9 protein-coding genes are annotated in these 11,921 nt (G+C 54.9%); 7 read left to right on the top strand and 2 right to left on the bottom strand.

The annotated features are described in order from the left end of the window. Positions 1-19 precede the first annotated feature (19 nt). The 7 genes from AB4Y89_RS00990 to AB4Y89_RS00960 are packed head-to-tail and all read left to right on the top strand — an operon-like array spanning position 20 to position 9,910. Positions 20-1,930, top strand: a complete 1,911-nt coding sequence (locus AB4Y89_RS00990) for a DUF2079 domain-containing protein (RefSeq protein ID WP_442299046.1) — start codon at positions 20-22, stop codon at positions 1,928-1,930. Next, complete coding sequence (locus AB4Y89_RS00985; protein WP_442299045.1) at positions 1,927-3,474, top strand: oligosaccharide flippase family protein; 1,548 nt, start codon at positions 1,927-1,929, stop codon at positions 3,472-3,474. Before AB4Y89_RS00990 ends, AB4Y89_RS00985 begins: the two co-directional genes overlap by 4 nt. After that, entirely contained in the window at positions 3,471-4,880 is a 1,410-nt protein-coding gene (locus AB4Y89_RS00980; RefSeq protein WP_442299044.1) for an O-antigen ligase family protein, read from the top strand. The genes AB4Y89_RS00985 and AB4Y89_RS00980 overlap by 4 nt, the downstream gene beginning before the upstream one ends. Further along, positions 4,877-6,076 carry a glycosyltransferase gene (locus AB4Y89_RS00975; protein ID WP_442299043.1) on the top strand — a complete coding sequence of 400 codons (1,200 nt, stop codon included), beginning with the start codon at positions 4,877-4,879 and terminating at the stop codon, positions 6,074-6,076. Before AB4Y89_RS00980 ends, AB4Y89_RS00975 begins: the two co-directional genes overlap by 4 nt. Continuing rightward, a complete protein-coding gene (locus AB4Y89_RS00970) occupies positions 6,057-7,262 on the top strand; it encodes a glycosyltransferase family 2 protein (protein ID WP_442299042.1) in 1,206 nt (401 codons plus the stop codon). The genes AB4Y89_RS00975 and AB4Y89_RS00970 overlap by 20 nt, the downstream gene beginning before the upstream one ends. After that, a complete protein-coding gene (locus AB4Y89_RS00965; RefSeq protein ID WP_442299041.1) occupies positions 7,252-8,355 on the top strand; it encodes a polysaccharide deacetylase family protein in 1,104 nt (367 codons plus the stop codon). Before AB4Y89_RS00970 ends, AB4Y89_RS00965 begins: the two co-directional genes overlap by 11 nt. Then, positions 8,339-9,910, top strand: a complete 1,572-nt coding sequence (locus AB4Y89_RS00960; protein WP_442299040.1) for an IPT/TIG domain-containing protein — start codon at positions 8,339-8,341, stop codon at positions 9,908-9,910. Before AB4Y89_RS00965 ends, AB4Y89_RS00960 begins: the two co-directional genes overlap by 17 nt. Here AB4Y89_RS00960 and AB4Y89_RS00955 read toward each other — a convergent pair. Next, a complete protein-coding gene (locus AB4Y89_RS00955) occupies positions 9,890-11,173 on the bottom strand; it encodes a glycosyltransferase family 4 protein (protein ID WP_442299039.1) in 1,284 nt (427 codons plus the stop codon). The two genes, AB4Y89_RS00960 and AB4Y89_RS00955, sit on opposite strands and share 21 nt — an antisense overlap. Beyond that, on the bottom strand, positions 11,170-11,736 hold the full coding sequence (locus tag AB4Y89_RS00950) for a serine O-acetyltransferase (RefSeq protein ID WP_442299038.1): 567 nt from the start codon (positions 11,734-11,736) through the stop codon (positions 11,170-11,172). Before AB4Y89_RS00950 ends, AB4Y89_RS00955 begins: the two co-directional genes overlap by 4 nt. Positions 11,737-11,921: the final 185 nt, after the last annotated feature.

The following is an 11,921-nucleotide window of genomic DNA, read 5'->3' as shown; positions in this document are numbered from 1 at the left end:
CAGGAAAGGGCGAAGAATTATGGCGACTCTTGTGCCTGTTTCAGCACGATACGAGCAGGACCATGGGAAGAGCATCGCAGAGCGATGGGCCATCCGGCTGCCCATCGCTCTCGGCTCCTCCGCCATAGCCGTCTGGAGCTGGCTGGCGTTTTTCCGCCCACTTGCGCGGCAGGGTATTGTCTGGACTGCCATCACGTGCGCACTAACCTTTGCCTTTTTCTCAGCCAGTTCGTGTCTGGTAGCCATGCTCGATGGCAGCGGCTCACGCACACTTCGTCGTGAGTTAGCGAAGTGCTCCATGGCATTTGCTCTACTGTTCCTGTTTCTTCCTGAATATACGGCTCGGGTGCGCCCGCCAGTCCTACGTTCTTCCCTGTTGCTCATCACACTGACCATACTTTGGATTGCGCTTTATCACTTCTGCCGCCGCGAGGCCGAAGGTATTCGAGACTGGGCAGAGCAAAAGACATACTGGCCACTCGCAACACTTGCCATACTCTTCATTACGCTGACGGGCCTTGCCATTCGCAAGTTCTACGTCTTTGGGTATGTTGGGCAGGATCTCGCCTATTTCGCGCAGATCATGCATACAACCCTCCACGGTCATCTCTTCTGGGGTTCCCTGCTGCAGGATCTGCTGTATTCCTATCCGGTAACCACGGACTTTGCAGGGCACAACTCGCCCCTTATGTTTCTCTTCGTGCCCTTCTATGGGCTCTTTCCCAGTCCTGTAACGCTGCTCGTCCTACGCAATGCTGCCATGCTTGCCTGCTGTTATCCGATTTACAAGATAGCCCGCACATACTGCAGTGAAAGCACTTCCCGGCTCTGGTCACTTGCGTTTTTCTTGGTGCCAACCATCTTTTATCAGTCCACATTTGACTTCTATCCGCTGAGCTTTGTCGCGCTTCCCTTGTTGTTTGCGGTTTACTTTTTCCAGCAGTCTCGCTTTCTACCATTCTGTGTCGCACTGACCTTCACTCTGGCCGTAAGAGAGGACCTCGCAATCTTTGCGGTTGCCCTCTCAATCGTTGCGCTGATCCAGCGAAAATCCATCCGCTGGATCAGCGTTCCCTTCGTCGCTGGTATCGCCTGGGCTTACTTCTCATACTTCATCGTGCTTCCACATGCGCTGCATGGCTCGTCATTTGTCACAGATGCATGTTTCAGCCATCTGGGCGCAACTCCGAAACAGATGTTGGCTCATGTATGCAGCAGTCCGCAAACTACGGTGCTGCCCCGCGGCAATATTGTGTACCTCAAGGAACTGCTAACGCCTACGGCGCTGGTCCTTTCGTTCGGCAATGCGCTCGTTCTTTCTTCGCTGCCGTTTATCGGAATCAATCTCGCTGCCGGGGCAGGAAAATGTATCACGACAATCATCTATGCCCAATATTCGGTCATTCCGGCGGTGCTGCTTTTCGCCAGCGCCCTGCTTGCCGGTACACGCACGCGCGGACTTCTGAAAGGAGTCTCGAGATTGTGGATCAGGAGCAACGCCGTGGCCCCGGCAATCTGCCTCGCACTTTGTGTCGCGACCCTGATCTTTGTAACAGGAGAAGATCAGGCCAGCGAACTGCGCTCCAAACCCTGGACACAGGAAGCCCGCCAGGTCGCCCAGCTAATTCCTGATCAGGCTTCGGTCGCGGCCCCTCGCTATCTGTTACCGTCTCTGGCAAATCGCGATTGCCTATACCAGACTCACCGGCTTTCGCAATATCACCACCCGGTCTACGAATACCTGATCCTCGATAACGACTGGTCGCACATCAATGCAAACCCGGAATACCGGACGGCATACGCTGCACTTCTGGAGAATGCCCCGAAAGACCCTGCTTTTCGCGTGCTCTACAAAACTCCGCAGTTTACCGTCCTCCAGAACCCCGCTGCGCACGGAAAAGGCTGCTTCCCCGAGGAGGCAGCACAATGAATGCGCGGTCTACACTCTTCCGGGACATGGCCAACTACCTGATGGGCCGGGGATCGCTCATCCTGCTGGGGCTTATCACCTTTCCTCTGCTGACTCGATTGCTTTCGGTCAGCGAATACGGCGTTCTGTCTCTTACGCTGCGGATCGTTCTTGTGCTGGTTGTCCTGTCGAAGTGCGGGCTTCAATACTCAGCGGCACGTTTTTTTAAGGCCGGCGCATCCTCTGTTCTGGAGCAGCGACGTCTTTACACAACTCTGCTTCTCTGCCCCGCCTGCATTGTGATTCTGGTCTCGCTGCTGTACTACGCCTTTCTGTTCTTTACACCTGTATTTCGCGGAGACCAGATCCTGTATCAGTGCCTTATGGTCGCGCCGGCGGTCGTCTTCTTTCGGACTCTACAGGCGATCCTGCTCAGCTTCCTCCGGAATGAAGGCAAGAGCCGTCTTCATACGATCGTGGAGATCACCACCAAAGTCAGCACCCTCGCCGCCTTCGTGATTCTCGCATTTGTCGGCTTTCACCATGCATTTCCAGTGCTGCTCGGTGTTCTGGCAAGCGAGTTCACTATTGTCGCGGCGCAGCTCATCAGCTTTTTGAGACGTGGGTTGTTCCGTCTTTCAGCGATGGACTGGACTTTGATCCGCGATTCGCTCCTTTTTGGCGCACCGCTCATCATCTATGAGCTTTCCAGTCTCGTATTGGACTCAGGCGACCGCATCATCGTGCAGCGCTATCTTGGTGATCATCAGCTGGGTCTTTATTCCGCAGCTTATGGGGTATCCGGATATCTTCAAGACACTGTGATGACGCCTCTGAATCTCGCTATCTTTCCGATCTATATGCGGATATGGAATGAAGAGGGCAAGCCGGCGACCGAGCAGTTTCTTTCCACCGCGGTCTCCTGGTTCATCCTTGCGGCCCTCTTCATCGTGGGAGCATGTGCTCTTTGCTCGCGGGAGATGCTGACACTCCTCGCATCGGCACGCTTTGCCGGAGCGGACCGGTTACTCACAATCCTTATCCCCTCACTCATGATCTACGCCCTGCACATCTTCTTCAATGTCGGCCTGATCCTCGAAAAACGAACGACACTGCTTGCAACCATTGCAGCTTTGGCAGCAGTGATCAACATCGCGTTGAACCTGTACCTGGTCCCACGGTTCGGGCTTATGGGAGCCGCGTTCGCCACGCTTCTCGGCTATATCGCAATGGTGGCCAGCCTCATCATCATCAATAGAAATATCCTGCCGCTCACACCGAACGCTTCACTCATCCTGAGCGGCGTTGCGGCGGTGGCTCTTGCATATCCTCTTCCATCTCTTACTACGTTTCATCTGCCAGTTGTCACGCTTCTGGCACGGCTCGCCGGCTACACCCTCGTTTTCCTTACGAGCATGCTAGCCATCTCTTCCGGCTTCCGAACACTCATGCTTACCGCATGGAGGCGGGCGGGGTCTAGATTCGCCTTTCGCAGCCACACCGCAAAGGCCGAAATCATCGAGGAGTGTGAGACGTCAAACGCTGGCCAAGGAGTATCCCAATGATCCTCGCTGACCTGGATCCATCGACAACGATAGGAGTACGCAGCATCCTCCTCTATGCGTCAGTTGTAATTGGCGCACTCCTTACCCTTGCGTGGCGATCGGAGATCGGGATCTATGCCCTTACGGTTCTGCTTCCCCTGCAAACAACCCGGTATCACCTGCATGCGTTTCCGCTCGGCTCCAAGATCGTCGACATCCTGCTGCTCTGTGTATTAATTGGCACCGTGATACGCCCGCAGTCCAAGCTTGCCTACCGCCCACGTATCGTAATTTTTTTCGCGTGTCTAGCGATCTTCTATTTCCTGTCCCTATGGCGAGGAGCATTTTACCTCGGCGGAGATTTCCCCATCTGGTTTTCGGACCATCGTCTCGTCGATTACAAAAACTTCATCGTCATGCCAGTCCTGGCCTTCGCGGTTGTCCGTACTATTCGGACCAAACGACAGATCCTCACAATCGTTGTTCTGTGTGGCCTCACAGCGATGGTTGTTGACTGTAGTTACCTGAAATCGTCCGTTGACCGGGACTTCACGCACTACTCTGAAGAAACACGAGATGCCGGCCCTCTCGGTTACGCCGGTGAGAACGGTCTCGCCTCCTACTTGGTGGAGGCGACCGCCTTCATCCTTCCACTGATTGTCGTGAAGAAGAATCCCTGGCTCAGACTACTTGCACTTACGGTCGCCGTAGCGAATACGGTTTGCCTTCTGTTCTCCTATTCGCGCGAAGCCTACCTGGCTCTTGCGGTCATTCTGTGTTTTCTCGCTGTTGTCAGGGTACGCGCTCTCTTCATCCCAATCCTGCTGTTGCTGCTTGGATGGCAAGCCATTCTTCCTGTAGCAGTCCGCGAGCGTATTGCCATGACCTATTCACGTCCCGACCCCGGCATGGCGGCCGAACTGGATGCTTCTGCTCAAGAGCGGGTTATGCTGTGGAGCGATGCCATGGATCTGTTTCGTCATAATCCAGTATTTGGCACAGGCTTTCTCACATATGCCGAGCTCAACCGGGTTGGCTCCTATAAAGACACTCACAATTTCTATCTGAAGATGCTTGTGGAGACCGGCCTCGTCGGCCTCTGTCTTTTCATTCTCCAACTCCTGCTGCTCTTGCGTGAAGGCATGCGGCTCTTTGCAAGAGCACGAGATTCGCTGCTGTCGCTTATTGGCCTGGGTTACGCCGCCATGATCGTAGCCGCCACCATCGTGAACCTCTTCGGGGATCGATGGGCGTTTATCCAGGTGGACTCGAACCTCTGGATCCTCCTCGGATGCGTCATCTGCGGGTCGTCCCTCGCCGCTGAAAGCCGTAAGCAGCTACAGCGTCCACAACCCTCAACAACCATCGTCAAAGCGCCATGGGCGATTCCCGCAGCCTCACTGACACATGAAAAAGTGATGTCATGACTCCCCTTACAAACAACGCGCTCCCGAAGCGGAAGATGGCCCAGTTTCCTGGAAAGGTTCAAGCAAGCACTACCGATCGCTCCATCCTCTTCCTGATCGATCAATTGACCGAGATGGGTGGGGCAGAACGGATGATGTTTGAGCTGGCAAATCGCCTGAAGAAGCTTGGATACGCGGTTTCCATCATCACCTTCCGTGAGAATCCCAGCCCGGAAGCCTATACCTATGGCATCGAGGTCATTGTGTTACCGGTTCGCTCCTGCCTTTCATGGCGAGCTATCGGCGTTGCGCGGAAGATAAGACAGATCATTCGCGAGAAAAACATTGCCATTGCACAGACCTACTTTGAAAGCTCAGACCTGTTTGGCGCCGTGGTCTGCCGGTTATCCGGAGTGCGAAAGATCTGCTCCAGCCGCCGTGACATGGGGCTTCTGAGAACTCGAAAGCATACGCTGCTCTATAAACTCTGCGCACCGCTCTACAGCCGAGTGTTCGCCGTCTCAAAACGAGTCGCGGGGTGGCATCAACAGCAGGACGCCATCGGACCGCAAAAGATGGAGGTCATCTATAACGGTGTCTACCTTGCTACCTATAACCACCGTATCGATAGAAACCGGGCGCGCAAAGCCTTCGGCATTCCCCTCGACGTCCCGGTAGTCACGACGATCGCCAACATCAATCCATGGAAAGGCCTGGACGTCTTCCTGGAAACTGCCGCCATCGTCCACAACCAATATCCCGAGATCGCCTTTGTGATCGCAGGGGATAAGACCGATTTAGGGCACTATCAGACGCTTCAGAACCGCGTTCAGGAACTGGATCTCTCCTCGAACGTCTTCTTCCTTGGACGGGTTTCCGATATCCCGTCTCTTTTAATGAGCTCTGACATCTTTACTTTGCTATCTCGAACGGAAGGGTTTCCGAATGTCGTCATCGAGGCGATGGCGGCAAGGATTCCGGTAGTCGCCACCGACGTTGGTGGGACGTCTGAGGTAGTGACAGATGGTGTCACCGGCTATCTTGTTCCCTCTGAGGACCATCTCGCCGCAGCCGCCGCCGTTCTGTCCCTCTTGTCATTCCCCCCTCGGGGAGATTGCCTTACGAATACAGCAAGGGCTCTTGTAGAGCAGCAATTCTCGATCGAGACGATGGTTCAACGGCATATTGAGGTATACGATGCTCTTCTATCTGCCTAAAGCCGGCCTGCTCGGTCCCCACTTCGACCGTTATGCCATTTTGGCTTTCTGGGCGTGTGTCACTGTCATCGCATACACCTATGCCGGCTATCCGCTCATGCTGTGGGCGCTGACAAAGCTTCGCCGGCCCCGTCATTCAGAACCATCGACAGCGCCGAGTATCACGATAGTCATCTGCGCGCACAACGAGGCCAGAAACATCGGCAAAAGGCTCATTGGCTGTCTTGCACTCAACTATCCCCATGACCGGTTGCAGATCGTTGTCGCGTCCGACGGCAGCACAGATGACACCGTTCAGATTGTCCGGTCGTTTTCGGACCGGGGAGTTGCTCTGGTCGTCATTCCACAACAGCGGGGAAAGACGAACGCACAAAATGTCGCCGTGCAATATGCCACGGGTGACATCGTCGTCTTCTCAGATGCAACAACGGAGTATCAGGCGGACGCACTTCAGTACATCGCCGGAAACTTTGCCGATCCGACTGTCGGTGCAGTCTCGGGCCGCTACTACTATTTCGATCCGGAAAAAGAGTCATCAACCAATTCCGGTGCACAGGCTTTTGCGGGTTACGACAATCGCATCCGTAAGATGCAATCGGAGATCGCCAGCATTACAGGTTGCTGCGGCTGCATCTACGCAGTTCGTCGATCGTTGTACACACCGCTTCAACCACACATCATCAGTGACCTCGTAGAGCCGATGCATGTCCTGCTGCAAGGCGCGAAAGTCAAGCTGGAACCTCGTGCTGTCGCGCGTGAGTCAACCGCAAACACCTCCCGCAAAGAGTTCTCGATGCGGGTCCGCGTCATTACCAGAGCGCTACATGGGATCAGCAGCGTAGGCTCGCTTCTCTTGCCTTGGAAATACCCGTGGATCGCGCTGCAGCTGTATTCGCATAAGTTGCTCCGATACAGTGTCCCCCTCTTCCTCCTGGGTACGTTTCTATCCTCATCTCTTCTGATCCAGATCTCTCTTTATCGGTTGATCTTCGTTGCGCAGGCACTCGTCTATGCCGTCGCCATGCTTACAGCTCTCGTTCCCGTACAGAAGCTGGCCAGGCCTCTCGCACTTCCTCTCTACTTTTGTATTGTGAATGCCGCGGCGCTCGCAGCTATCGTCCAGTTTGTGCGGGGTGAACGTTACGTCTCGTGGAGACCAGAACGGGAGGTATCGCGTGCACAGTGAGAGAAACTATAACGGCGGTGCGCCCCTGAGAACCGTCCTGCGTCAGATCAGGATCCAGACGCTTGATGCATGCGGCCAGCTTCAGGCGGCACGCAGCAATATTGCAAGAAAGCACGGCGTTATTGTGCTGATGCTGCACCGAATCATCCCGGACGGCCAGATGCATCAATGCCGGTCGCCTCGCGGCATGGTGCTCCGCGAAAGCGGTTTTCGAGCGTTGCTGCAGTACCTTCGTGCTGAGACCGATATCATTGCCCCCACTGATCTGTCACACGCACGCGTGCGTAGCGAGCGTCCTCAGGTCCTCGTGACCTTTGATGACGGCTGGGCCGATAACTATGAGGTGGCTGCTCCGTACCTGGCCGCTTTCAATATCAAGGCATGTTTCTTCGTTGTGACAGCCTATGCAGGATGTTCCCATCCGTTCTGGCCCGAACATGTGCTTTGGCTGCACCGTCTGACCCAGCAGGCGCACCGTAGCGATCTCTGGAAGAGCTTCCTGGAGAGCTTCCATGTCCAGTCAAACAATCGCCCCCGCCCGGAGATCGTGTCGGGCTCCGAGGAGAAGGTCTTGTCATGGCTGAAGCAGTTCAGCGCGGCAGAGATTCTTGAGCGGGTTGATGAAGCGCTCTTTAGATTGGACCCGGCTCTCGATCGCATCGCCAGCGATCCGTATGAGCGGCTTATGACATGGGAGGAAATGCGCTCTCTTGCAAAGCAGGGTCACATGCTCGCTTCCCATACGTGCACGCATCCACTTCTGACACACCTTGGTGGCAGGGCCGTGGCAGAGGAGCTCCGCAACTCGTGGATCGCTCTCAACACAAAGGTCTGGCAGGGCGCCGGCAGTTCCGCCTGGATTTCGTATCCCAATGGAGATGTCGATAGCTCCGTTCAGGCTGCCGCACAAAAAGCCGGATATCGGTACGGATTCACGACCGTGCCTGGTGTTTGGCCAGGAAGATGCCAATCGCTCTCAATCCCCAGGGTCAACATCTGGGATGGATCGCTGCTCTCCTCTGATGGGACATTCAATGAAAACAGCCTTGCACACACTCTCTTCTGGCGTCCGAGCCATGCGACCTGGCACTAGAACTCTGTTTATCCTGCTGGCCTTGTTCATCCGCGCCCTACCCGGTGACAGCCAAACGCGCACGCCTGTTCCCAGGATTTTTTTCAGCGATCTGCTCAGCGGCCCAGTCGCGGGAGGCCAAAACGATCAAGGAGCCTTTGTTACGATCTACGGCTCCGGCTTTGGATCGTCGAGAGGCACAAGCTACGTCACGATAGGTGACGTAGCGGCTGTATCCTATCCGGTCTGGTCCGAGGATAAGATCTCTTTCCAACTTGGACGGAATGCAAAATCGGGTCAGATTCTTCTGCACACCGGCAGCGGACCTGTCTCAAACGGTATTCCATTCAAGGTCCGCCCTGGTCGGATCCTGTTTCTTGCCGCAAAGACGCGGGAAAAGCTAAGCTCGGCCGTCGGTAAACTAAAGTCCGGCGACATCCTGTATGTCCGGGATGGGTTCAGCGATGCAGGTTTAGACCGATACGAAGCGACAGTCAACATCATGTCCAGCGGTCGCCACGATGCACCCATTGCGCTTTTGGCATATCCCGGAGCACATGTCACCATCGGCTCCGCCAAGGCGCCACGTATTGCAGCACGCACGCCTAACGTGGAACGCACATCCGATCATTGGGTGATAGGAAATATTCACTTCGTTGGTTATCAGGAAGCGCTGGATGTAACCTCATCGACCGACTGGAGAGTTGTCGGGAACGACTTTACCTGCCCAAACGGATTCGGTCCCACTGGCTGTATTGAGTTCTCCCAGGCATCGGATGTCGCTTTCCTGGGAAATATCATTCACAACGTCGCACAACCCAAAACGACTAAGGTCTACCACGCACTCTACCTCAGCACTGACAGCAATCACATTGATATTGGATGGAACAAGATCTCCAATGTTAATGGGTGCCGGGCCATTCAGTTCCACTCCACTCCGACGGACCGCGGCACCGGACGTAACCAATACGATCTGCATGTGCACGACAACATCATTCACGATGTTGTATGCAATGGCATAAATTTCGCGACCATAGATCCGTCCCGAGGAACGGTGGAAGCCTATAACAATCTTTTCTATAACGTCGGTCAGGGACCGGATCCGCCCGATGGGGGTTCCAACTATTCGTGTATCTACGTTCAAGGCGGCGCAAACTACGGTACGACAGGGACCGGTACGGTCGAAATCTATAACAATACGATGTACCGATGCGGTGGCCGCCGCAACATGGACTCAGGCGCTATCTCTTTTTCGCGGGGATCTCCAGGGCAGACCGTTCGTCTGCGAAATAACCTGATCGTTCTCGATTCGAAGGTTCCTCTGTTTTCACCAAATAGCACATCGGCGCCGATGCTAGCGGAGTCAAACCTGGTCTGGTGGCTCAATGGAGCGGCCTCCTCACCGACCTATGCAGGCTTCACGATTGCAAATCCGTTACTGCGCGATCCTGCACACGGCGACTTTGCACCAGCCTCCGGAAGCCCCGCCATTGGCAAGGGCACGTTATTGGACTTGACGTGGAACCTGCTGGGGCAACCGCGAGAGAAAGGCCACCTAGATATCGGCGCTTACTGACGTAAGGTTTCTGGGCGCGGCACCATGTTTAAACAAGGCCTCGTCCATCAGGTTCTCGAACCGATGTACCGCATTGTTCACATCAAAGTTAGCTGCCCATTCCACTGCCTGTTGCCCCAGGCGGGTGCGCAGCTCGTCATTTTCCATCAGGATGGAGATCGCAGCGGCAATCTCATATACCGATTCACCATCCACTCGAAATCCTGTCTTACCGTGCGCGATCGCGTCCGCAGTACCGCCGGCCTCGCCTCCAATTACCGGCAAACCGCACGCATTCGCTTCCAGGAAGACGACACCGAATCCTTCCGTATCACCATTGATCTCCCGGTTGGGCTGCACAAACACGTCTGCACTCTCATAGAGTCCGGGGAGATCCTCGTCTGGAACGAAGCCGAGAAACTCGACATACTCTGTAAGGTCCAGCTCTTTCACGAGCTGAACCAGGGCATCGCGTTCAGGCCCCTTGCCTCCGATCACATATCGCCATGACGGAGATAGTTTCTCTTGCCGCCTTAAAACTTCAAGCCCGCGAAGCACCTGATCGATTCCCTTCCGCTTCTCCAGCCTTGCCACTGTCAAAAGCACGGTCTTCTCTTGCCAACCGTAACCGGCGCGCAGTTCGGCGCGCTTCCCAGAGATATGGAAGCGATTGAGGTCGATGAAGTTGGAAAGGATCTTTAATTTTTCCACGGGAGCTCCTGTCATTCGAGATACCAGGTGTGCCGTATAGCTGCTTACCGAAAGATTCATATCGGCTCGTCGAATACAGCGATGTTGCCAATAATGCATATAGGGAGCCAGGAAGCGGGGCTTAACCGCCATCGTCAACTCCTCTCCATGAATGTAGTTCACCAGCGCCGTTCGCTTGGGAAGATTCTTCATCAGCCATCCGGCAGAGTATGTTCCACCGCAAACAACGGCATCGGGTGAGTATTTGCTGCAGAGTTCCTGCCATTGCCGTCGCCCCTGCAGCAGGAATCGGGCCAACTGCATAAGGCTGCCAATCGGCCTTGTCTTTCGATCGCCCAGATGGAACTCGAACGCATCGATACGCTCCACATCCAGGCCGTAACGTTGTTTCGCCAGCGCGTCCCATTCCTGCAATGCCGCCAGTGACACATTGGATCGATCGCCGACGACAACCACTCTGTACCGTTTTAGCCGTGTCAGCAGACCGAGATAAATCTGAACGGCACCGCCGTGATATGCGGGGGCAAAATATGGAGCGGCAAAGAGCAGCAGAGGATGTTTTGACTTCGTCATACAGTCACCTCCGGCGCTTCCGCGATTTCTTTCACGGCTCTCTGTTTTACGACGACAGCCGACACTCCCATGACGGTCGCTCCGGCGGGAACGTCACGATTGACCAGCGAATTCGCTGCAATCCTGGCTCCGTCTTCTACACGGATTGGACCAATCAGAACTGCGTTCGTACCGCCGTAGACATTGTTTCCAAGTTTGGGAGCTCCTTGCGAGCCGGCGCCTCGGGTACCCAGCGTGACATGATGCGCGATGTCACGATGCCGCCCTATTACGACTTCGGGATGTAAGGTCTGCAAAAACGCCTCGATCCAGGTGGCCCCAATCAGATGGAGAGGCTTTCCCAGGCACCTAACAAGCAGGTTCCGGTCCGGGCTATATACCCAACGTCCCAGGCGGTACCAGAAAATGCACCAAACCGCAGGATTGAAGAGGATTCGCCGGTAAGACTCTCCATAGGCGCGATATCGCCCTAGATCTTCTTTGAACTCTGTGACCAATGCAGCATCCAGCTCGTTGAGGCAACGGACTGGCCCCCGATTGTCTCCGAGCACGTCGCAGGCCATTTACTGCGCTCATGGATCGGAATTTTTTTCCGGGACAGGGATTAAATCTCCGGGAACCAGGTAAAAGAGAAACGAAAAATCAATGACTTAGGCGCTTGGCATTAGCGGAGACAAGATTGCAAGCCTTTGCACACGTTCACCAAGTCGGGCTCCATTCGACATATTTTTTTCACCCCACCTTTTTC

It is taken from the genome of Terriglobus sp. 2YAB30_2 (genome assembly GCF_052114765.1).
Classification (GTDB): domain Bacteria; phylum Acidobacteriota; class Terriglobia; order Terriglobales; family Acidobacteriaceae; genus Terriglobus.
This window is presented reverse-complemented; position numbering and strand designations above follow the sequence as displayed.